This is a genomic window from Sinorhizobium sp. P24N7, from assembly GCF_042436655.1.
Classification (GTDB): domain Bacteria; phylum Pseudomonadota; class Alphaproteobacteria; order Rhizobiales; family Rhizobiaceae; genus Sinorhizobium; species Sinorhizobium meliloti_A.
The window spans coordinates 222072-245216 of sequence record NZ_JBHMIW010000008.1 but is presented as its reverse complement, the minus strand read 5'-3'; the positions used below and the strand labels follow the sequence as shown (position 1 = coordinate 245216).

At 62.8% G+C, this 23145-nt stretch carries 18 protein-coding genes and 1 riboswitch; of the genes, 2 read left to right on the top strand and 16 right to left on the bottom strand.

Annotated elements, in window-relative coordinates; genetic code table 11:
• Positions 1-17: 17 nt before the first annotated feature.
• Complete coding sequence (gene exoP / locus ACFHWW_RS16485; RefSeq protein ID WP_275599225.1) at positions 18-2378, top strand: succinoglycan biosynthesis transport protein ExoP; 2361 nt, start codon at positions 18-20, stop codon at positions 2376-2378.
• Between the two features lie 48 nt (positions 2379-2426).
• On the opposite strand, the gene ACFHWW_RS16480 is transcribed toward exoP, so the two are convergent.
• Complete coding sequence (locus ACFHWW_RS16480; RefSeq protein WP_201269672.1) at positions 2427-2633, bottom strand: hypothetical protein; 207 nt, start codon at positions 2631-2633, stop codon at positions 2427-2429.
• 103 nt (positions 2634-2736) lie between these two features.
• Positions 2737-3537, bottom strand: coding sequence for a bifunctional hydroxymethylpyrimidine kinase/phosphomethylpyrimidine kinase (gene thiD, locus ACFHWW_RS16475; protein ID WP_379939306.1), 801 nt, complete (start codon positions 3535-3537; stop codon positions 2737-2739).
• 127 nt (positions 3538-3664) lie between these two features.
• Positions 3665-3767, bottom strand: a riboswitch (TPP riboswitch).
• A 213-nt stretch (positions 3768-3980) separates the two neighbouring features.
• Here thiD and ACFHWW_RS16470 point away from each other — a divergent pair.
• Entirely contained in the window at positions 3981-4640 is a 660-nt protein-coding gene (locus tag ACFHWW_RS16470) for a peroxiredoxin (RefSeq protein WP_018098374.1), read from the top strand.
• Positions 4641-4757: 117 nt separating this feature from the next.
• On the opposite strand, the gene ACFHWW_RS16465 is transcribed toward ACFHWW_RS16470, so the two are convergent.
• The 14 genes from ACFHWW_RS16465 to ACFHWW_RS16400 form a co-directional block, all read right to left on the bottom strand.
• Positions 4758-5762 carry a serine hydrolase domain-containing protein gene (locus ACFHWW_RS16465; RefSeq protein WP_379939304.1) on the bottom strand — a complete coding sequence of 335 codons (1005 nt, stop codon included), beginning with the start codon at positions 5760-5762 and terminating at the stop codon, positions 4758-4760.
• Between the two features lie 102 nt (positions 5763-5864).
• Entirely contained in the window at positions 5865-7877 is a 2013-nt protein-coding gene (locus tag ACFHWW_RS16460) for a beta-galactosidase (RefSeq protein WP_379939302.1), read from the bottom strand.
• Positions 7878-7998: 121 nt separating this feature from the next.
• Positions 7999-9033: a LacI family DNA-binding transcriptional regulator gene (locus ACFHWW_RS16455; RefSeq protein ID WP_379939300.1), complete on the bottom strand. Its 1035-nt coding sequence runs from the start codon at positions 9031-9033 to the stop codon at positions 7999-8001.
• Positions 9034-9048: 15 nt separating this feature from the next.
• Positions 9049-10752 carry an amylo-alpha-1,6-glucosidase gene (locus ACFHWW_RS16450; RefSeq protein ID WP_379939298.1) on the bottom strand — a complete coding sequence of 568 codons (1704 nt, stop codon included), beginning with the start codon at positions 10750-10752 and terminating at the stop codon, positions 9049-9051.
• A 3-nt stretch (positions 10753-10755) separates the two neighbouring features.
• Positions 10756-11568, bottom strand: a complete 813-nt coding sequence (locus tag ACFHWW_RS16445; RefSeq protein ID WP_379939296.1) for a carbohydrate ABC transporter permease — start codon at positions 11566-11568, stop codon at positions 10756-10758.
• On the bottom strand, positions 11561-12520 hold the full coding sequence (locus ACFHWW_RS16440; protein ID WP_379939294.1) for a carbohydrate ABC transporter permease: 960 nt from the start codon (positions 12518-12520) through the stop codon (positions 11561-11563). Before ACFHWW_RS16440 ends, ACFHWW_RS16445 begins: the two co-directional genes overlap by 8 nt.
• Positions 12521-12532: 12 nt before the next feature.
• Positions 12533-13765: an ABC transporter substrate-binding protein gene (locus ACFHWW_RS16435; protein ID WP_379939292.1), complete on the bottom strand. Its 1233-nt coding sequence runs from the start codon at positions 13763-13765 to the stop codon at positions 12533-12535.
• The gene (locus tag ACFHWW_RS16430; RefSeq protein ID WP_379939290.1) at positions 13758-14933 is read right to left on the bottom strand and encodes an ABC transporter ATP-binding protein; all 1176 of its coding nucleotides are present in this window, start codon (positions 14931-14933) and stop codon (positions 13758-13760) included. Before ACFHWW_RS16430 ends, ACFHWW_RS16435 begins: the two co-directional genes overlap by 8 nt.
• Positions 14934-15038: 105 nt before the next feature.
• Positions 15039-18065, bottom strand: a complete 3027-nt coding sequence (locus tag ACFHWW_RS16425; RefSeq protein ID WP_379939288.1) for an aminotransferase class III-fold pyridoxal phosphate-dependent enzyme — start codon at positions 18063-18065, stop codon at positions 15039-15041.
• Between the two features lie 13 nt (positions 18066-18078).
• Positions 18079-18747, bottom strand: a complete 669-nt coding sequence (locus tag ACFHWW_RS16420; protein ID WP_379939391.1) for an SDR family oxidoreductase — start codon at positions 18745-18747, stop codon at positions 18079-18081.
• A 25-nt stretch (positions 18748-18772) separates the two neighbouring features.
• Positions 18773-20422 carry an amino acid ABC transporter permease gene (locus ACFHWW_RS16415; protein ID WP_379939286.1) on the bottom strand — a complete coding sequence of 550 codons (1650 nt, stop codon included), beginning with the start codon at positions 20420-20422 and terminating at the stop codon, positions 18773-18775.
• A 71-nt stretch (positions 20423-20493) separates the two neighbouring features.
• Positions 20494-21240 (bottom strand): transporter substrate-binding domain-containing protein, encoded by a 747-nt coding sequence (locus ACFHWW_RS16410; RefSeq protein WP_275599235.1) that lies wholly within the window; start codon positions 21238-21240, stop codon positions 20494-20496.
• A 30-nt stretch (positions 21241-21270) separates the two neighbouring features.
• Positions 21271-22338, bottom strand: coding sequence for a LacI family DNA-binding transcriptional regulator (locus ACFHWW_RS16405; protein WP_379939284.1), 1068 nt, complete (start codon positions 22336-22338; stop codon positions 21271-21273).
• Between the two features lie 238 nt (positions 22339-22576).
• Positions 22577-23128: a MaoC family dehydratase gene (locus tag ACFHWW_RS16400; protein ID WP_324763593.1), complete on the bottom strand. Its 552-nt coding sequence runs from the start codon at positions 23126-23128 to the stop codon at positions 22577-22579.
• Positions 23129-23145: the final 17 nt, after the last annotated feature.

Here is a 23145-nt window from a genome sequence, read left to right as displayed (position 1 = left end):
AAGGACCGGAGAAGAAGATGAACAGAACGGCCCCCATGAAACAAAGAAGCGTTCCATTGAGCAGCATCATACCCAGCGAAGAACAGTCAGACGGCTTTATCGACCTCGACCGGCTTGTCGCCGCAGTCTTTCGTCGTGCCCGGCTCGTGGCCGCATTCGTCCTGCTCTTCATTGCGCTGGGGGTCGCTTATCTCCTGTTTGCCACGCCCTATTACACGTCGATGACGCAGATCCTTCTCGACGAAAACCTGTCCAAATATGCCGAGGAGGAGCCTACCCCGGTAAACAGCCAAATGCTCGACACGCAGATTGCGAGTGCGGTCGAGATCCTGAAGTCCGGCGAACTCGCATTGCGCGTCGTCGACAAGCTCAAACTCGACGAAAACGATACGATACTCAATCCGCCGCAGTCGCCCGTTGCCGTCGTCAAGGACTGGTTGAAATCGGCAACCGGGCTTTTTTCCGGCGGTCCCGACGTTACGGAAGAACAGGCGCGCAACGGACGGCGGCAGAAGGCAGCCGCGATCATACAGCAATCGCTCGCGGTCGAGCGTGTTTCGCGCAGCTCGGTCGTGGCCGTTGCCTTTCGCTCAAGCGACCCCTTGCTTGCGGCGACCATCGCGCGCGGTTACGCAAGTGCCTATCTGACAGATCAGTTGAACGCCAATTTCGAGGCGACCGAGCGCGCTTCCGTCTGGCTGCAGGAACGGCTTACGGATCTTCAGCAGCGCTCGCAGGCTGCCGCGCTCGAAGTCGCGCATTTCAGGGCCGAGAACGGTCTGACGGCTGCACGGGGCGAGCTGATGTCCGAGCAGCAGATGGCCGATCTCAACAGCCAGCTCATCGTCGCCCAAGCCGATACGGCAAGTGCGTCGGCCCGTTACAACCAGTACAAGTCGATCGTCGATCAGGGACCGGAGAACGCGGTCAAGAACGCCACCATTTCCTCAAAGGAGGGTGACAATTCGGTGATCCGCGACCTTCGGACCCGCTATCTCACCGTCGGCAAGCGCGAGCGGGAAGTCTCGGACAATTTCGGCGCCGACCACCCGCAGGCGGTATCGCTCCGCGCCGAGCAGGAGGATGTCGCACGGCAGATCTACCAGGAACTGCAGCAGCTCACCGCAAGCTACAAGAACGAATACGAGGTCGCGCAGTCGCGCGAGGCATCGCTCAGGAAGAGCATTCAGGGCATTGCCGGCAAGACCTCCGACGCCAGCGAGCAACTCGTTCAATTAAGGGAGCTCGAACAGAAGGCAGCGGCTCTGAAGACGCTCTACGAATCCTATCTCGGCCGCTACGAACAGGCGACGCAGCAGCAATCCTTCCCGATCGCCAAGGCGCGCGTCATCTCCGAGGCCGGCGTGCCCGTGTCGCCGTCGAGCCCCAAGAAAACGATGACTCTCGCGCTCTCGGCCGTGCTCGGCATGATGGTCGGCGGGGCTTACGCGGCCTTCCTCGAATTCCGCGAACGGACTTTCCGCCTGGAAGGCGACATACGCTCGATCCTCGGCCATCGCTCGCTCGGCTACGTCCCGCTGCTCGGAACGCGCATGAAGAAGAAGGCACAACTGGTCCATGCGCATTTCGGCTCGGTGAAAAGACACGACGAAGCTGTGGACGACACGATGCCGTTCCAACGACTTTCGCGCATCGTCGTCGATGCGCCGCGTTCGACCTTCGCGGAGACCTTCCGCAACGCCAAGCTTGCCTGCGACCAGATGCTCGCCGGCAGCGAAAGCCGCGTGATCGCCATTGCATCGGCCCTTCCGGACGAGGGAAAGTCGATCATTGCCGCGAACTTCGCCGCACTTCTGGCGGCGAGCGGCAAGCGGACCCTGCTCATCGATGCCGATATACGCAAGCCGGGACTGACTCAGATGATCACGCCCGCCCCGCGCACCGGGCTCGTCGAAACGCTGACCGGAGAAGCCACCTGGCCCGCCGGAATCAAGGTGGACCAGCGCACCAAGCTCGCAATCCTTCCGGCCGGCGGCGCATCGCATCAGCGGCATCAGAGCAATGAACTGCTCGCCTCCCCGGCCATGGCGAACCTCATCGAGAACGCCCGCAACGCCTTCGACTACGTCGTCGTCGATCTTGCCGCACTCGCCCCCGTCGTCGACGCCAAGGCTTTCGCGCCGCTTGCCGACGGTATTCTCTTCGTGGTCGAGTGGGGAAGGACGCCTTCGCGGCTCGTACGCGATCTCCTCAACTCGGAACCATTGATCAACTCGAAGGTGCTTGGCGTCATCCTCAACAAGACGGACATGAACGAACTCGGCAAATACAGCGACTTCGACGGGGCGGAGAAATACCGCCACCGCTACGGCAAATATTACGTCGAGAATACGATTACGGAAAACAACGCCGCTTGAGGCGACCGCGGCCGCGCCACCTGTGCGCGGCCTTTTCGCCCTTCGCCGTCAGACCTTGCGGCGATCGACGATCCAAGCGGCTGCCATTAGCGCGATGACCGCCGTAAGGGCAACGAGTGCCAGCGCATAGAAAAGCGAATATTCGACCAGCGACGGCAGCATCGAAAGACAACGCCGCACCCTGCCAGGCGACCGCCGCCAATCCGGCAGGTCGTCACGGTTGAAAGCCTCCAGCCGGCGGGTAAGAAAATGCATATCGCGAGAACCGATCGCCAATCGAAGCCATGGACGCCGTCATGCTGCTGAACAACAGTGGCGATAGCGAGGCACTTCAGCTCCCCGAGCCGTCACCCGGCAGTCAATCTTCCCACCACCAGTGGAAATGATGGACCGGGCCGCGCCCCTGGCCTATCTCCAGGCGGTCGGCCGCAGAGATTGCGGCATGCAGATAGGACTTGGCGGCACTCACCGCTTCGACCAGCGGCAAGCCTTTCGCAAGGCCGGCGGCAATGGCTGCCGACAGCGTGCAGCCGGTGCCGTGGTCGTTGCGCGTCTCGATCCGCGCGGCGGGAAGGCGGACAAGAGTGTCGCCGTCGAAGAAGAGGTCTGTGGCCTCCTGGCCCTCCAGGTGCCCGCCCTTGACCAGAACCGCATATGCGCCGGTCCGCATGATCGCTTCCGCCTGGCGCGCCATCTCCGCCTCGTCCTCGGCGATTGCGCGCCCGGTCATGAGCGCGGCCTCGGCAAGATTGGGCGTGGCGACGAGCGCCAGCGGCAACAGCTCTTCGATGAGCGCCGTAACGGCATCCGGCCGAAGCAACGCGTCGCCGGAGGTCGCAACCATGACCGGATCCACGACCGCCCGTTTTCCGGACCGGCGCAATCCATCGGCAATGGCGGCGATTGTTTCCCGACGCGAGACCATGCCGATCTTGACGGCCTTCACGTCGAGATCGGAGAAGACGGCGTCCATCTGCGCCGACACGACTTCAGCGGAGACATCCTCGACGGCCGTCACACCCCTGGTGTTCTGGGCCGTGATCGCAGTGATGACGCTGGCGCCGTAAACGCCGAGCGCTGAAAACGTCTTGAGGTCCGCCTGAATACCGGCGCCGCCGCCGGAGTCCGAGCCGGCGATGGTGAGTGCAATCGCCGTCATGCCCAGTCCTCCTTCGCACGAGGGCGGATGATGCTTGCGAGCGGTACGGCAGTGGACGTCATCGATCGATCTCCAGACGGAACATCACGGAGATCCAGGAAAGGCGATGAAAAGGAGAACTTGCCGCTGGCGGCCTTCTTTCCGTTCCTACGCCGGCATGACCCGGATCAGGTTCAAGGGTCCGGCTCAACGCCATCTCAGCACCGTCTGGTGCTCCCCTCGGAATGCGCTATCTATGCGGCTGTGGCAAAGCGATGTCAACGCGCCCGCGCAAAGGCTTGTAAGACCTGGCTTTTAGGCCAGCCGGCAAAAATATACCCGCAGCCTGGCCACCTATGATGCAGTCATTCCTTCTGCCGCCGTCAATCGCTCGTTTCCTCCTCGAAAACGGCGGCGATTGCGTTATTCTTAGCGAAATTTCGTCGTACAGGAGGGAACACGCCATGAGTCTGCGCATCAACGATACCGCCCCTGATTTCACCGCCGAGACAACGCAGGGCACGATCAATTTCCATGAATGGATCGGCGACGGCTGGGCTGTCCTTTTCTCCCATCCGAAGAACTTTACTCCCGTCTGCACCACGGAACTCGGCGCCATGGCCGGCATCGAGCCGGAGTTCCGCAAGCGCGGCGTCAAGATCATCGGCATTTCGGTCGACCCGGTCGAAAGTCACACCAAGTGGAAGAACGACATCAAGGTCGCGACCGGCTTCGAGGTCGACTACCCGCTGATCGGCGACCGCGATCTGAAGGTGGCAAAGCTCTACGACATGCTGCCGGCCGGCGCCGGAGAGACGTCCGAGGGCCGGACGCCTGCGGATAACGCCACGGTGCGTTCGGTCTACGTCATCGGCCCCGACAAGAAGATCAAGCTGATCCTCACCTATCCGATGACCACCGGCCGCAACTTCAACGAGATCCTGCGCGCCATCGACTCGATCCAACTCACCGCCAAGCATCAGGTGGCAACACCCGCGAACTGGCAGCAGGGCGAGGACGTCATCATCACGGCCGCCGTCTCCAACGAGGACGCCGTGCAGCGTTTCGGGTCGTTCGACACCGTGCTTCCCTATCTCCGGAAGACGAAGCAGCCAACGGCCTAAGCAAACCCACTGGCCAACAGTCAGTCGGTCGGGCGCGTCAATTCATCAAGGTCGACGCGCCCTTGGCGTTTTTTGCTAACAAGTTTGTTTAACGCGCACAGAGCAGAACCATCTGCCTCAATCCGCTTTGGCGATGGAGATGATCTCTGCCAGCACCCCGTGCAGAGCGTCGCGATAGCCGTTGCGTGCCGAAGGGCCGCTTTCATCCGACGTCATGACCACCGTCAGGTCCAGGGACGGCACTATGTAGAGCATCTGGCCGCCATAGCCCCAAGCGTAATACACATCCTCGTCGCCGATCCGGCGCGTGAACCAGCCGTATCCGTAGCCGTCGCCGGTAAAACGGGAGGCCGTGCGCGGCTGCCAGGAAAGCTCCACCCAATCGGCCGGGACGACCTGCCGTCCGTCCGCGGTGCGGCCGCGGTTGCGATAGAGCTCACCGAAGGCAAGGAGCGATCGCGCGCTCATCGCCATCTGGTTGCCGCCGAGATAGATGCCCTGGGGATCCCGCTCCCAGGCACCGATCCGGAAACCCTCGACCGGACCGAGCCATTCGCGCGCAAGCGCCAGTGTCGACTTGCCGCCGACCTTGGTCAGTATTGCCGAGAGCAGATGGGTCGAGGCGGTCGAATAAAGCATCCGACCTCCGGGCTCTTCGTCGAAGGGCTGTGCCAGTGCGAAACGAACCCAGTTGCGGCTCGACACCCAGCGGCCGTAATTCGGTCCGGACATGCGCCCCAGTCCCGCTTGCATCGAAAGCAGGTTGCCGATGGTGATGTCGTTGATCCGGGGGTCGGCCTGCGACGGGAGGTCTTCCTTCAGGAACGGCGCGATCTTCTGCTCCGGGCCGTCGAGCAGACCCTTGTCGATCGCAATGCCCACAAGTGCGGATACGATCGATTTCGATGCGGACTTGATGTTGGTCGACTCCGAGGGCGTGTGGCCGCGATAACCCTTCTCGGCAATCGTCTCCCCGTCCCTGGCAACGACCACGGTCTTCAGCGGTTTCAACTCTTCTCTGGTCGCCAGGGCCGTCAGCAAGGTGGTGACGGACTGATCCTGCGCGGCTGCCGCCGAGTGGAAACCGAAGAGCGCAAGGAACGTAACAACGAGCATAGTCATGCGTTCGACCTAGGGCGAATGGCACGACAAGTCATCAAGTGCAGTCCAAGCTCACGACGATGTGACCTTGCCTGAAGGTCGGCTACATCGATGCTCCGGGGTTCATTCCCTCCAGATCGCAACATCGACGGGTTTCAGCGTGCGGCCCCCCAGGTAGAACTCGGCCGACGGCCCTGCGGGCACCTCCGCGGGGGTCCGGCCGAAATTGAAGGCGAAACGGAGATTGCCGCGGCGCGTCACGCGAAGATCGCCGAGGTCGGGCAGGCTTTCCAGTCCAGCCCAGCCGAGCGCGTCGCCGATCACCTTGTCGAGCAATGCGCCGTTGGCCGCAACGGCCAGATAGCGTGCCTTGTCGTTGCCGACGAGCGCCGGAGCGCCGTTACGATACTCCCCGTCGAAGCTTGCGAGAACGGTCTCGTTCGTCCTGACCGTCTCGCGCCAGCCGCCCGCCTGATAAGCCTCGTTGCCGTAGAGAACGGTCTCGCTATGAAACTCCGGCAACGATTCAACCCGCGAGACGCTGATATCGATGAGCTTCGCCAGCGGTCCCGGCGGCAGTCCCTCAGGGATGTGCATGTCCTTCGTCTTGCTGCCGCTGCGCGCGCCGAAGACCACCTTGGCGTCCGCTCGCGCGAGCCGCTCGACGAAAGCCTCCTCGGCAACGACGAGGTCCGGCGCAAGGATCAGCTTGTATCCGTCGAGGTCCGAGTGCTGGCCTATGAAATCCACATCGACCCCCAGACGCGCCGCCGTCGAATACCAATCGAGCGCAACCGCCGAAGCGGAATAGCTCCGCCCCTGCGGCAGGACGCGTGTCGCCCAGCGCGATTCGTAGTCGAGAAGGATCGCGACTTGCGCCTTGCCACGCACCTCTCCCTCGGGCAGGCGCTTCATTTCCGCGACGACTTCGGCGACTTCAAGATAGCCCTGATCCGCCTCGCTGTTTGGAAGAAGGAGGCCTGCGTGAAACTGTTCCTGCGCGAAAGGCGCCTGGCGCCAGCGGAAATAGGAGACCATGTCGACCCCATGGGCATAGGCGAGCCAGGTCCAGAGCCGAACCATGCCGTCGGCCGGCGACTGGTTGTGCGCCGCCCAGTTCACGGGCCCCGGCTGCTGCTCCATGACCCAGACGCGGCCGCGGCCGACGGCTCGGTAGAGGTCGTGGTTGAAGGCCGGCTGATCGGGATCCCCCACCCGGAGATAATGCTCCTTGTCCTTCGCTGCGAGCCGCCCGTTGAGCAGGCCGCCCATCGGGTAGACGTCCCAGGAGGCAATGTCGATGTCCTCGCCGACGGAGTAATGGTCGAAATCGGTATTCTGCGACATGAAGTTGTGCGTCACCGGACGGCCGGGCGAATGCGCCCGGATAATGTCGACCTGGGCCTTGTTGAAGCTCTTCACCTGATCGGAAGAGAAGCGGATGAAATCAACACCGTGGGTCGGGCTCGGCTCCTCCACCAGGCTGTTCGGCAGATCGATTTCCTCAAAGCTGTTGTAGTTCATCGACCAGAACGAGGTGCCCCAGGCGCGGTTCAGTTCCTCGATCGAGCCGTAGCGTTCGGCCACCCACAGGCGGAACGCCCTGACCGCTTCGGCGGAATAGCTGTAGATCGTGTCGTGGTCGCCATATTCATTGTCCGTCTGCCAGGCATGGACATAGATGTGTTCGCCATAGCGGCGCGCCATCGCCTCGGTGATGCGCGCCGCCTCGGAGCGGTAGCGCCGGCTCGAGAAGCAATAGTGGCGTCGCGCGCCGAATTTGCGGACCGCCCCCGTCGCGTCCACCGGCAGAATGTCGGGATAGCGGTCCACGAGCCATTTCGGCGGGGCCGCCGTCGGCGTGCCGAGGATGACCTTGAGGCCGGCCTTGCCCAGAACGTCGATCGCTTCGTCCAGCCATTCCCAATGAAATTCGCCCGACCGCGGCTCTATCTTCGCCCAGGCGAATTCGCCAATGCGGACCCAGGAGAGGCCGAGCTCGACCATCCGCCCGGCGTCTTCCGCCCATTTCTCGCGCGGCCATTGTTCGGGATAGTAGCACACGCCGAGTTCGAGCCTGTCAGGCGTCCGAAAGGCCGAATTGAAGCGATTGGGGCTCGTCAGCGGCATGTGCAAGGTAAAGTCCTTTGTCGTTTTTCTGGATTGGCGGCGGACGCACGTGGCGAGCAGGCGCGACGGGGCCGGATCGAACTTAAACGTTTATATTAACCGGCGACCTCGATGGAGGATTGGTCGCTCATAGCTTCGGCCTCAGTCGGTCGTCCGAGCGCTCGATGAGATCCGGCATCAGGAGCGTCTGCAGGGCCTCGGGCGGTTCTCCCTCCATCCGCCGCAGGATGAATTTGCCGAGCAGCGCGCTCGGCTCGCCGATCGGCAGGTAGTAGCTCGTGATCGGCGGTGCGAAATACTGGCTGACGTTCAGGTCGTCGGTCGCATTGATGACCGCGTCACGCCCATGCACCAGCCCGCGCGCGTGGAAGCCGGAAAAGGCGCCGAGCGCAGTGGCTTCGTTGGCACAGATATAGGCGGTGGGCGGATCGGCGAGCGCAGACATGGCCACCACATTTTCCCTGCCGAATGCGGGCGTCAGCCGACCATGAGCGACGAGCGCGGCATCGTAGGACAGGCCTGCCTCTTCGAGCGCTTTGCGGTAGCTTTCCAGGCGAACGACACCGTAGGTGAACTGCTCTTTCGGATTGAGCAGCGCGATGCGCCTGTGGCCACGCTCGATCAGCCGCGCCATGGACAGGCGGATCATCTGTGCGTTGTCGGCGTCGACATAGGCGTGCGGCGCATTGTGGATGCTCATGCCGTAGGTCACGAAGGGGAACTCCGCTTCCTGCATCAACCGGATACGCGGATCGTCGGCGCGCGTGCCCGAAATGATGATGCCGTCGGCCTTCTTCATCGAAACGATCTGCCTGATCGTTTCCTGGCTTTCCTCGAAGTCGCGCACGGCGTAGAGCGAGACGCGATAGGGGCTTTCTTCCAGCGCCCAGGAAATACCGCTGAGGAGCTGCGCATATTCCACGCCCTCCCATTCGTTTTCCTTCGGGCCCGGCGCCGTCATGATGGCGGCAACCTGATAGGTCTTGCCGGTGCGCAGCTGCACGCCATGAAGATTGAGCTCGTAGCCCACGCGCTCGGCCGCATCGAGCACGATGGCCCTCGTCTCCGGGCGAACCTGCGGAGAATGCTTCAGAGCCTTGGAGACCGTCGCAATCGACAGTCCCGTCTCCCGCGCTATCGTCTTTATGGTCGGTCGTTGCATGACGGCTTCAACTCTTCACCGGTTTTCGTCGCGGAGGGATTGCGCCAGCAGCAGGTAGACTGCGGACGTCCAGGCGAATGCCCGATCCCGAAGGCCCCTGCCCGAGCGCGCGTCGAAGTTTTCGGCCATACCGTGTGCATTGGCAAGTGCACAGAACCTCTGCGCGATTTCCCGCGCCAATGCACCCTCGCCCTGGCGGCGCAGTCCGTCCCAGAGGAGATAGGTCGTCGGCGCCCAGATAGGCCCGCGCCAATACCCATCGTCCTCGTAATAGGAACTCCGGGGGCTTTCCGTCGCCGGGCCCCAATCGGTAATGAATGCGCCTTCGACCAGCCGGGCGACGAGCTGGCGGCACATCGCTGCCGGCAAGCGGGAGCCCAGCAGCAGCGGCATGAACTGGATCAGACTATCCCCAGGGAGAATTCGTTCTGGGTCGGCGGCAAGACGCGCGGCAAAAGTCTCGCCGGTCCAGAGCGTGCCGACGAGGAGCGCTTGAAGTTCGTCTGCGGTGCGAAGCCAGCGGGCTGCCTTTTCCGGATCATCCTCCAGCAGATTGGCAAGCGCCTCGCAGGCCAGGATGAGGAAGACCGGAAGGTCGGGTGACAGAACCGGGCCGCCTTCGGCAAAGAAACTCGCATTGTCCCAGCCGCTGTCATTGCCGTGGAAGTAGCTCGGCAGCACGCCGCCGCCGGCGCGGCCGTGGGTCAGCCAGTAGGAGACCTGCCTGCCGATCGCATCGCGCAGATAGGCCCGTCGCTCCGGCGTCAGGAAGGCGGGATTTTCGCGCGCCAAGCAGGACACGGCCCAGCCGTGAACGGGGGGCTTGGTGAAGGCGAAGAGCGCTTCGCGGTCGTTCACGTAGTCCGGCAGCAGGCCGGAAGCGTCCTGATGGTCGAAGATCGCTGCGAACTGGTCGAAGGCGAGCTCTTCGTCGAAGCCGGCCACGCCAAGTGCCGAGAAGGCATTGTCCCAGCTCCAGATGTTGATCATGGCGTTTTTCGACATGTAGACCGCCGGCCGGGTCAGAACGCCTTCGGCCGGCACGGTATTCGCCCAGAGGAGATAGGCCGCGAGCCGTTGCGCTTCCTCCTGTCCGGGGACACCCGCCGGGATCGATCGATACCAGGCGCTGAACTCGGCTGCGACGGCTGCATGCGCCACCTCGAAGCTGCCGGGCCCTTTCGGCTGCGGGAGGGCGCGAAAGAAATCGACATTGCCCTCGAATGTCCCCTCGCCCGAGAGCGTGAAGGAAACGTCGGTGGACCGGTCCCTGTCCCATTTGCCGGAAACGGCCAGATCACCGAGACGCGCCCGCGGAATGAGTTTCACGTTCTCACTTGCTGCCACAAGGCACCATTCGCCGCCGGGCGTGCGGTAGACATAATCGTAGCGCGATCCTTCGACATGGAAACGCACGCCGGCATTTTCGCCGCGCACGTGCAAGCGTTCGCCGTCTCCGATGACGAAGCGGACGATGCCCCCGCCGGTCCACGCCACAAGCTGGTCCGGCGACAGTTCGAAGCGCGCCGCCGCCGGTCGGCCTTTCCCGTCCAGCAACTCGACCCGACACAGCCGTCCAAGCGAAGGACGCTCGTCGCCGCCACTGACGCATCTGAGATAAAGCGCACGCTCCCCGTCGCGCCCGGGAACACGCATCGTCGACAGCGTCAGGAAGCGCCCCTTTCGGCTGAAAGGAACATGGTCGATATCGAACAGCATCGCCTATCCCTTCACCGAAGAGCCGACGGCTCCATCCATGATATAGCGCTGCGCCAGGAAGAAGAGGGCGAGCGGCGGAAGGCAGAGGATGACGGTGATCGCCGCGATCGAGGTGACGTCGATCTCATGCAGGCCCTTGAACATCGAAAGCCCGAGGGTGAGCGTGTATTTCGACTGATCGTTGAGGAAGATCAGTGGTCCCAGATAGTCGTTCCACGCATTCATGAAATGGAAGGTACCGACCAGCACCAAAGCGGGCAGCATCAGAGGCAGATGGATGCGCCAGTAGATGTCGAAACTGTTGGCACCGTCCATGCGGGCAGCCTCGTCGATCTCCATCGGTATCGTCATGATGTATTGGCGGAGCAGGAAGACGAAGAAGGCGTCGGCGAAATAGGCCGGCACGATCAGTGGTTTAAGCGTGTTGATCCAGCCCAGCATGTTGAATTCCATGTAGAGCGGGATCATCTTCACGTCCCAGGGTATCATCATGGTCGCGAGTAGCAGCACGAACAGGGCGTCGCGTCCGGGAAACCGGAAGCGGGCGAAGCCGAAGGCGACGAGCGAACTCGAGAGAAGCTGGCCGAACGTCGAAAGGACGACGACGATCAGCGAGTTCGAAAGATAGGTGCCGAAGGGCTGCTTGTTCCAGGCGGCTGCGAAATTCTCCCAGTGCCACTCGGACGGCCAGAGGACCGGTGGGAACTGATATAGCTCCGCCGTGCTTTTGACCGCCGTCATGAAGGTCCAGTAGAACGGCGCGATGAACAGGGCGGACAGCAGGAGCAGCGTCGCATAGAGGACTGTCTTACGCATTGCGGTCTCCATCGGCCGGCCGGACCTCGCCCTCGTAATAGACCCATGCGGCGGACCAGCGCATGACGACCAGGCTGAGTGTCAGCACGATCGCGAACATCACCCAGGAGCCCGCGGCGGCATAGCCCATGTCGAAATATTTGAAGGCGTTGTCGTAGATGTACATCGCAAAGAAATAGGTGGAGCCGAGAGGGCCGCCCTTCGTCAGCAGAAGCGCTATCGTCAGCTGCTGGAATGCGGAGATGATCGAGGTGATGAAGGTGAAGATCAGCATCGGCCCGAGCATCGGCAGGGTGATGAACAGCATCTGCGCCCAGCCCGGAACGCCCGAGACGGTCGCGGCCTCATAGAGCTCTTTCGGAATGGCCTTGAGACCGGTCAGAAGGATCAGCATCGTACCGCCGAGGCCCCAGAGGCTTGCGACGATGATGGCGACGAGGGCCAGGCTGGGATCGCCGAGCCAGTTCGGTCCATCGATGCCGACGAGCGACAGCATGAATTTCAACAGCCCGTATTCCCTGCTGTAGATCCAGCTCCAGATCGTCACAAGCGCAACGCCCGAGATCACGCTCGGCAAATAGAACACCGTGCGAAAGAAGCCGCTGGCGAAAGTGGCATGGTGCAGCAACAGCGCCAGCAGAAGCGACATGACGATGTTGAACGGCACGTAGATCGCCGCGAACTTCACCGTGATCCAGAGGCTCTCCCGGAATTGCGGATCCTCCATGAACATGGAGCGGTAGTTGTCGAGTCCGACGAAGGTGCGCTCGCCGACGACGGGCCAGTCGAAAAAGCTCATCGTCAGCGAGAAGCAGAGCGGGCCGAGGGTGAAGAAGAGGAATCCGAGGATCCATGGGGAGATGAACAGGAAGGGCGCAAGATGCCTTCCGGCATTCGCTCGTCTGCGCCGAACGACATCCACCTTCGGTTCAGCATGGGCGGCCATGTCCATCCCCCGCACTCCTTACTTCAGCAGGCGCTTGGAGCGCTTGACCGCATCGTCGAGATGGGCCTTGGCATTGCCCTGCTCGATCATCGTCGCCTCGATGGCGCGCGCCAGATTGTCCTGGATCTTGCTCCAGTTGGCGTTCTTCAGATAGGCGTGCCTTTCGGTGTTGGAGGTGGCGAGAATATCGAAGAAAGGCTTGTAGACGGGGTCCTTCGTCATCCCTTTCGCCTCGGCCACGCTCTTGCGCACCGGCAGGTCGTTGACCCGCATCGCGACCGACTCGGGCGAGGAGAAGAATTTCACGAATTCCCAGGCCAGGTCGGGATGGGCGGCGTCCTTGGCGATGGAGATCGCCGAAACGCCGAGTGCGGAATGGGCGGGGCGGTCGCCGAATGTCGGCAGCGGTGCGACGCCATAGCTGAAGCCCGCGGCATCGATATCTGCCTTGTCCCACATGGCGCTCTGGAACATGGCGATCTTGCCGCCCTGGAACAGCGTGTCGCCCCCCGTTTCGTCTCCGAGGTGCAGTGTCACGGCTTCTTCTTTCCGGGCCATGTCGGCGAACATGCCGAGCACCGCGGCAGCCGCGTCGCTGTTCATGTAGCCGTCGATCTCCTTGCCGTCGTCCGAGATGTATTTCGTGCCGTTCGACCAGAGGAACTGCTCGAAATCATAGGGGTCCGGCTTGGCGTCGACGGCGAACCCGTAGACCTTGCCGGCCTTGTCGCGGAACTTGGCTGCCTTGGCGCGCAGATCGTCCCAGGTCCAGCCCTCCTTCGGCTCTTCCACACCCGCCTTTGCGAACATCTCCTTGTTGTAGAAGACGACCTGGGTGGTGAAACCCGAGGGCATGCCGTAGGTCTTGCCTTCGATACGTGCCGTGTTCATCAGGCCTTCCGGAAAATCGTCCGGCTTGATCTCGGCCGAGTCGCGCGCGATCAGCTCATCGAGCGGCATCAGCGACGTGTAGTATTGCGGGAAGTTCCACATATACATGACATCGGGCGGATTGCCCGCGCCGAAGGCGGCGACGAGCTTCTGGTCGTAGCCCTCGGCATAGGGCTCGACCTGAACCTTCACGCCCGGGTGCTTTTCTTCAAATTTTTTGGCGATCGCCTGCTGGATGGCAAGGCTCTCGCCCGTGTCCCAGGTCGCGAAGCGCAAGACCTCCTCTGCGCGCGCAGTCGCCGCGCCGGCAACCGACAGGGCCAGAAGCGATCCGATGATCGTCCTTTTCATATCAGGCATGTCTCTCCTCCAAAACCGGCGCACGCGCGCCCCTTGCCTTCTCGTTATCGATAAGTGCCTTCGTCTCCGGGTCGAGCCGCCTCGCGATCGCCGTGCCTTCTGCATCGAACAGATGGCAGTGCTCGGGGGGAAGGCGGAGATGAACTTGATCTCGGCTCGCGACGGGATGGGTGCCGCGCACCACGGCGGTCAGATCACCACCGCCCTCGACACGGATGTGAACGTGACTTTCGGTGCCGAGCCGCTCGACGAGCCTCACCGTGCCGGCGAGATGCGCCTCCTCCGGGGAGGTCAGTTCGAGTTTGTCGGGGCGAATTCCCAGGGTGACCGGACGAACCCGGTCGATCGGTTCGGACGAACACGTATCGAGCGTCACCGGCCGCGATAAGCCGCCTCCGGCAAGCGTCACGCGGGTTGCGCCCTGCTCCGCGACGCCCGCCGGCAGGAAATTCATCCGCGGCGAGCCGATGAAGCCGGCGACGAAGAGATTTGTCGGACGGTAGAACAGTTCGAGCGGGGTGCCGAACTGGCTGACGCGTCCCTTGTCGAGCACCACGACCCGGTGGGAGAGAGTCATGGCCTCGACCTGGTCATGCGTCACATAGATCATCGTCACGCCGAGGCGTTCGTGCAGCGACGCCAGTTCGACGCGCATCGTCACCCTCAAACCGGCATCGAGGTTGGAGAGCGGCTCATCGAGCAAGAAGAGCTTCGGCTCGCGCACGATCGCCCTGCCGATCGCCACACGCTGGCGCTGGCCGCCGGAAAGCTGGCGTGGCTTGCGGTCCAGGAGCTCCGTGATCCTCAGAATTTCGGCCGCATTGTTGACACGCCGCTCGATCTCGTTTCGCTTCATGCCGTTCAGCGCAAGGCCGAAGGAAAGATTCTTGCGCACGTTCATGTGCGGATAGAGCGCGTAGTTCTGGAAGACCATGGCGATGTCGCGCCTGGCGGATGGAAGATCGGTGATGTCGCGCTCGCCGAGGCGGATCGATCCCCCGTTGAGATTTTCAAGTCCCGCGATCGAGCGCAGGAGCGTGCTCTTGCCGCAACCGGACGGCCCCAGGAAGCAGACGAACTCGCCGCCGGCGATCTCGAGATCGATGCCCTTCAGAATTTCATGCGAGCCGAAGGACTTGCGAAGATTGTCGATGCGAATAGCGACCAAACTCTCCTCCCGCCAGGCGGCGGATCAACCGCCTGGTCGTCAGCCTGTTAAACGTTTTTATCAGAAATAAAAACGTTTAACTTCGTTGTAAAGGGAAAACTTTCGTCAGGCGGCCTCTACCCGTGCCAGCACCGCGTCGAGGGCATCGAGGAAACGGTCGCAATCGTCCGCGCTGAATGGCGCGGGCGGCTTGATCTTCAGTACGTTGTGCTGCGGTCCCTCGCTCGACAGCAGGATGCGGTGCCTGTCCTTCATTTCGGCAATGACGAAGTCGAGCTCCGCTGCGGCCGGTTCGAGGGTGTCGCGATCGCGCACGAGCTCGATGCCGTTGAAGAGACCGTAGCCGCGCACGTCGCCGATGATCGCGTGGCGGCTGGCGAGTTCGCGCGCTCCATCCATCAGACGGTTTCCAACGACCGCGCAATGGTGCATCAGGCGCTCGTCGCGGATGACGTCGAGTACGGCGAGGCCGATCTCGGCCGATACCGGATTTCCGCCGAAGGTGTTGAAATATTCCATTCCGTTTGCAAAGGCCGCGGCAATCGCCTCGGTCGTCACCACAGCCGCCATCGGGTGGCCGTTGCCGATCGGCTTGCCCATGGTGACGATGTCGGGCACGACCCCTTGCGTCTCATGCGCCCACATGTGACTGCCGACGCGGCCGAAGCCCACCTGAACCTCGTCCGCGAGGCACAGCCCGCCGGCCGCACGCACATGCGCATAGGCCTCTCTGAGATAACCTTCCGGCAGCACCAGTTGGCCGCCCGTGCCGAGAATACCCTCGCTGAAGAAGAGCGCGGGTTTGCGCCCGTCCGCCGCCAGCGCATCGATCTGCCGCTGCACGTCCCCGGCATATTTGCGCCCCGCGTCCGTATCGCCATAGCGATAGCGTCCCCGATAGAGGTCCGGCATCTCGGCAACCCGCACATGCGCCGACCGCCCTTCCCCGCCCTTGCCCGCGAATTTATAGGGACTGACATCGATCAGGCTCGTCAGATGGCCGTGATAGGCGTGATCGACGGTGATGACGTCGCGGTTGCCGGTATAGGCGCGCGCCAGCCGGATCGCGAGATCGTTGGCTTCGCTGCCGGAATTGACGAAGAAGCAGACGTTCAGCGGATCAGGGAAGAGCGCCGCAAGCCGTCGGGAATATTCCACCAGACTGTCATGCAGATAGCGCGAATTGGTATTGAGCCGCGCCGTCTGCATCTGCGCCGCCTTCACGACGCGTGGATGGCAATGGCCGACATGGCAGACATTGTTGACCATGTCGAGCCAGCGCCTACCCTCGTCATCGATCAGGTAGGCGCCCTCGCCGGCGACGATCTTCAGAGGCGCCGCGCCGTAGGCGATGCTTAAGGAACGACCGATGCGGCGCTGGCGTTCGCGCACCAGGAACGCCTTGTCGCGCTCGACGATCACCGACGCCGGAACGGAAAGGCCGAGCACGACGCTAGGATCCGGGCTGATCTCCCGCCAGACCTGCCACTGCTCTCTGACGCCGACGCCGTGCATGCGGCCCTCGAGGCCGAGATGATCGGTGACGATCTGGAAATGCAGGTGCGGAACCCAGCCGCCGTTTTCGGCGCGATCCCCCAGGGTCGCGAAAGCTTCGCCCCTGGCGACCGGCTGGCCGATCGAAAGCCGTGAGGCGCTTTCACGGGAGAGATGCCCGTAGAGCGTCCAGAACGTGTCGCCCTCGCCCGTCGTGTGTTCGAGCAGAATTGTCGGCCCGAAACCGTAAGGGACCGCGTCGTCGTGGTAGAAGGCGACCTTGCCGGCGAAGGGTGCATGCACCGGCTCGTTGGCGGGAGCGAAGAGATCGATGCCGAGGTGAATCGTGCGCCGCAGGCTTGCAGTCGCCTGGTAGGCGTCACCCTTGTAGACCGCTCTGTCCTCCCCGTAGAGGCCAAGGCCGAAATCCGCCCCCTCCGCATGGATATGCGCTTCGATGCGCGCTTGCGCCACGTCCTTGTCGAGACCTGCCCAGTTCTCCGAGCTGTTCGCCGAGAAATCGAAGACGGCTGCCTTCGGCCTTGCAATGCCCGGCTTGATGACGCCCGAAAAATCATGCGCATTGCGCTCCAGCCACCGCACCACCCGTGCGGCCCTCGGGATGGGTGCAAAGCCGCAGGCGTCGCGAAGGCGGGCGATGGCGAACGAGCGGTTCTCTTGCTCGAGGCGTCTCAGTTCGCGCCAGACGTCCTCCTGGCTGACGAGCAGATAGGCGTTCTCGGGGTTGTCGCGGATCTGCCTTGCCGCCATGCACATGCTGACGGCGTAGCGGGTGCGCACGAGATCGAAGATCAGCTCGGCCTCCGTTTCGCCGAGCCGATTGACGCCGTGATAGGCGCCCGCCAGCCGCGCGATGGCGCCGATCGGATCCGGCGTGCCGATCAGCGCATAGGCTGAGGCGACGGCCACTTCCACCACCCGATAGCTCTCGACCATATCGCCGAAGTCGAGCAGTCCGCTGACGCAGCCGTCGGCGCCGACGAGCACGTTATAGTCATTCGCATCGTTGTGGATGACCTGCCGGGGGCACGCCTCAAGGCGCGGCAGCACGGTGGAGACGAAGTGATCGAGGATCGCGCGAACCGCGCTCCGCTTTTCCACATCCTCGATCAGATCGACATTGGCGAGGTGCATTTCCGCCCGGGCGATATCCCAGGCGTACTCTCTCCTTGCGCCGGGATGCGAGAAACCGGCGAGGCTGCGGTCGAGCTTGCCGAGCAGCGCCCCAAGGGTCTCGGCGCTGTTGCTCGAGCGGTTGGCGGCTCGTGCCCAGATCTCCCCGGGCAGCCACGTCAGCAGACGTGCGACACGCTCTCCTTTGAATTCGACGCGGGTGAACGAGGCGCCGGAGCGGCTCGGCAAGGCCTTCGAGACGGGCAGATCCGTCGCCTCGCGCGCGAGATGGTCGAGAACTGCAATCTGCATGTCGAGCTCCTCGGGCGCGCCGAGGGCATGCAGTTTCAGGAGGAACGCGCGACCGTCGCTCGCCTGAATACGGAAATTGAGATCGTGCTCGCCGGGCAGCGCCACGATTTCTCCCGCGACGCCGTATTCGCGGGCAAGCAGCGCTTCGATTGCTTCTATTTCCTGCACGTTCTTGAACTCGCTCGTCGTCATCGTCCCCCTCGCTTCACCACGATACCGTTCTTCCGTCGAAGGCCCGGAAGCTGCCGCTCTCGTCGAGCCCGGCCCTGTCGATGATCGCCTTCAGGCCGGCGGCGCTTTCCGCAACCGGCACGCTCGCCTGATGGCCGCCCATATCGGTTCTGACCCAGCCGGGGTGGAGCGACAGCACGGTGACCCGGTGGGGGCGCAAATCCTGGGCGAGCTTGACCGTGGCCATGTTCAGCGCCGCTTTCGAGCAACGATAGGCATAGTCTCCTTCGTCGTCGTCGAGCGTGCCCTCGGCGAGCGATCCTGCGCGGCTGCTGATATTGGCGACGATGCGATCGCCGCCGGCGAGGAGATTTCGCAGCAGCGCCTGCACGACCAGGATCGGCGCAAGGGCATTGACACGCATGACCTCCAGGAAATCCTCGGGCCTGACGGTCGACAGTCCGCCTGTGTCGCCGCGGACTCCGGCATTGTTGATGAGGACATCGATCGGCCGCTCGCCGAGGCTTTCGGCAAGCGCCGCCATCGACCTCGCGTCCGTGACGTCGAGTATCCGACGTTCGATGCCGGTTTCCCCATCCCTCGCCGACGGTTGGCGGACGCAGGCGATCACCCGCCAGCCGGCGGCTGCATACTGCCGTGCAAGCTCCTGACCCAGGCCCCGCGATGCACCGGTGATCAGCACCGTGCGCGGACCCTCTTCCCCTCTCCTATCGATGCTTGATGTCATATTTCCGCTCGATCATGTTGATGAGGCTCGCCGCCGCGAGCGTCAGGAAGATGTAGAAGATGGCTGCCGAGTTATAGGGCGCAAAGGGCAGGAAACTCGCCGACTGGAACTCGCGCATGCGCTGGGTGATGTCGCGGATCGACAGAATCGATAGGAGCGACGTGTCCTTGAGGATCGCGATCAGCTCGTTGCCCAGCGGTGGAATGATGATCCGGAACGCCTGCGGCAGGACCACCAGCCGCGCCGTCTGCCACCGGTTGAGCCCGATGCTGCGCGCCGCTTCGATCTGGCCGACCGGGATGGCGTTGATGCCGGAGCGGAAGATTTCCGCCAGATAGGCGGAATAGGCAAGCGCCATGGCGACGATGCCGCGCATCAGATTCGGCGGGTCGAGCACGCCTTGCGTCGCATCCTTCAACGCCCCGCTCAAGGGCAGGCCGACATAGAGCACGATCACCAGCATCGGAATGCCGCGGATCGTATCGACGACGAATTCCGAGCCGATCGCCAGGGGATGACGACGGTGCAGATAGCCGCCGAAGGTGAGCAGACCGAGGATGATTGCCAGGACGGCGAAAGTGATGCCTGCGGCCCGGTCTCGATCGTTCAAAGCCGCCGTTTCCCAAAGGAGCGGCAAGCCCCCGGGCACGGCTTCGGCCGGCAGAAGCGCGGCCGTCACCTCGTCCTTTTCCATCGCCGCGACTGCCTCCGCCGGGCCAAGGAAGGTTCGTACCGCCGCCTCTTCAGCGGGCGCGCCCGGATATTGGCCGAAGCGCACCGCGCCTATGAGGCCGGACGGCGTGTTGCTGACGATCGCGACCCTGCCGTCGAGCCGCCCCGCAAGCACATATGGCGTGCGAGGCTGCAACAGGAACCAGGCGGCGACGAGCACCAGGCCGAGGGTCGCGAGCGCGAAGAAGAGGCTGGTGCGCGCCGTATAATGCAACTGAAGCAATCCGACCCAGATGAGGCCGATGATCGCAGCGAGAAGATAGGCGGCAATGGCCGCGCGGACCGTGGTCGCCACGCCGGCGGCAAAGGCGATATGCGCAAAGAAGAGGATGAACAGGAGCCCCGTACCGTTGACGAGGCCGATGCTCCACGCTCCTGCGCGATGCAGGATGCTCTCCTGCGCAGACGCCTTGCCGGCACCGAAGAAAAGCATGGAGCCGAACAGGGTCAGCGCGAAATAGGCCGGAAAAAGCACGGCTTCGATGCCGCGCAGGGTCATGTCCGCGGCGTCCGTCAATCGCCGGGGGCTAAGCCCCTTCACGACGAGATCGGACGTGAAGGGATCGACGGCATTGGCGACGACCGACGCAAGGTAGGGATGAACGGCGTCGCTCAGAAGCAGGATGGCCGCCGCAGCGAGATTGAGCACGGCGGCAGCGAGCGCCAGCCGCGGCCGCGGCGCCTTGGCTTGGGAAAAGACGAGAACGGCGATACCCGAGCCGAAGGCGACGAGCAGGGCAAGGAAGCCAGGTACGAAGGCGGACGAGCCGTTCTCGACTCCGAGAATGGCTCTCAGCGAACGTTGGTAGTCACCGGAGGAGGCGAAAAGATAGATGATGAACGGCAGCGCTGTCAGAATGATCAGATTGCTGGGCCGCACGCTTCTCAGGAACGACATTCATCCCTCCGGGGATTCTGCGCAGAAATTCGGCCCCGGAGCGCAGACTGCTCCGGGGTGCTCGGATGAGGTTATTTCACGCCCCAGTATTTGTTGACGAGCTGATCCAGCGTGCCGTCGTCGCGGATCATCTTCAGTCCTTCGTTGAAGGCGGCGACGTTGGCATCGCCCTTGCGGAAGACGAGGCCGAGCGGATCAGATTCGAGGTCCCGGATCGCGACCACGAGTTCGCCGACGAACTCGCGTTCGTAAGCGGCAGCATTGGCTCCGTTGATGACGACGCCGTCGACATCTTTGTTCTTGAGCGCGATGATCGCGGCGCTGAAGCTGTCATAGGCGACGACGTTTTCTTTGCCGACCACCCCTTCGGCGACCTGCGCATCCGTGGTGTTGGCCTGGGCGGAAAGCTTCTTCCCCTTCGACTTGAAGTCTTCCAGTGACACGCCCTGGTCCTCGACCCGCATCAGCACCGCCTGGCTGTTGACGATGTAGGGATCGGAGAAATCCATGGCCTTCTTGCGTTCCTCGGTGATCGACACGCCCGAGGCGACGAGATCGAAGTTGCCCTGATCGAGCGCTGCGAAGATGCCGTCCCAACCGGTGGTCACGAATTCCGCCTGGCAGTTGATCTTTGCGCAGATCGCATTCACCACGTCGATATCGAAACCGACGATCTGGCCGGTCGCGGGATCGACGCTCTCCATCGGCGGCGAGGTCGTGTCCGAGCCGACCTTCAGCAGCTTCCCGCCGAGATCGGCGGCCGACGCGCCGCCTGAGACGAGGGCCGCCATCGCAAGTGCAATTACGAGTGTTTTCACTTTGGTTCTCCTCCGTTGTGAATTCTTCTCCTACGCCGACTGCGCCAGGCGCCCGCCGAGATTGTCGGACTGCCTCTCGATCAGCGTTGGCCTGAAAACCTGCTTCAACGTTTGCGCGTCCTCTCCCGCCATGCGCCGCAGCAGAAACTCCCCGAGGGTTCGCCCGAGTATCTCGATGGGCTGATAGAAGGTCGTGATCGGCGGCGTGAAATAGGCGCTGACATTGATGTCGTCATAGGCGACCACGTCGACATCGACGCCGATCCGCCGTCCACGCGAGCCCAGGCCCGAAAGCACTCCGAGCGTGGTCGACTCGTTGCTGCAGACGAAGGCCGTCGGCGGCCGCGCCGCGTCGAGAAGACCGAGCGCGCTCTCGCGGCCGAACTGGGTAGAGAGATCGCCTTCGGCGATCAGATCGTCGGACGGCGATAGGCCCGCCTCGCGAAAAGCCCGCATGAAGCCGTCCACCCTGTCCTCGGCGTAGGAGAGATGCCGGAGCGGATTGACGAGCGCGATCCGCCGGTGTCCGCCGGCAATCAGCCGGGCGGTCGCCGCATGGGCCGCCCATTCGTTGTCGATATCGACATGTGCGTAGTCGAGGGGTTTCCGGCAGCGACCGAGAGAGACGAAGGGAAACTGGCTCTCGACCAGGAGATCGATGCGCGGGTCGTCGGCGCGTATGCCTGAGAATATCAGTCCGTCCGCCAGACCCTCATCGATGACCCGGCGCGCCGCCTCGCAGCCGTCCTCCACATTGCGCACGACATGGACCGACATGCGATAGTCGCTGCCTTCCAGCGCCTGACTGATGCCGCTGAGTATCTGGGTATATTCGACGCCGTCCCATTCATAGTCGCGCGCAGCCGTTACCGGCATGAGCACGGCAGCCTGGCAGGTCCGGCCGGTCCTCAGCGCCATGCCGCGGGCGTTGGCACGATAGCCGATCTCCGCCGCGGCACGATGGATGAGTGCCTTCGTGGCCGGGGCAACCATGGGAGAGCCGTTGAGCGCCTTCGACACGGTCGCAATGGAATAGCCCGTGGCCTCGGCCAGAGCCTTGATCCCCGGCCGTGCGCGCGGCGACTGCGTGTTTTCCATGATCGGCCTCCCGACGAAAGCCGTATCAGCTGATAAAAACGATTTCAATGAAAAATATAAACGTTTTTATTCCGTGTTCGCATGAGTACATGCGATCGATGGAATATGTCGGCGGGCGGAATTCTGGAGGATGGCCGCGCTACGAGACCCGGCGGTGCAACAGGATGCGAGGGAAACGAGCTCATGCCGATTACGGCGACGCCGGCAAGCGAACGCTCGTTTCTTCGGTTTCTGTTTTCTACTTCTCGGTCTTGCCGACAAAATCCGCGGGGTTCTTGTATTTCACCGTTTGCAGATGCTCGCAGTAGAGCACCAGCTCGCCCTCGTTCTTGAAGACTTGGTAGCTGGCGCGAATGAGCCCGAGGTCTTTGTAACGGGGCGTTTTTTCCATGTTGGTCCGGATCGTGTAGATGGTGTCATCGATGAAGACCGGCTTGATGAATCGGAGCTTGTCGTAGCCATAGGAAAAGGCGTTGACGCAATTGGTGGCGACGAGGCCGAGACCGGCCGAGAACACGAAGGCGCCGGCAACGAGACGACGGCCGAAGATGCCTTCCCGCTCCGCAAACATCTGATCCTGGACATAAGGATGGATGTCGACGACCAGGGTGTTGAAGAGGTGGCTATCGCTCTCGCCAATCGTGCGGCGTAACGACCGGATGCGCTGACCGACGGGCCAATCCTCGTAGAACCAGTTTTCGGCGTTCCAGACCGGCAAGGCGGCATGGTCTTCCGGCATGTCGGCGGGACGTGTCGAAGAAACTCCGACGGTGGGCGTGAACTCATCCATAGTCAGTACCTGCGTAA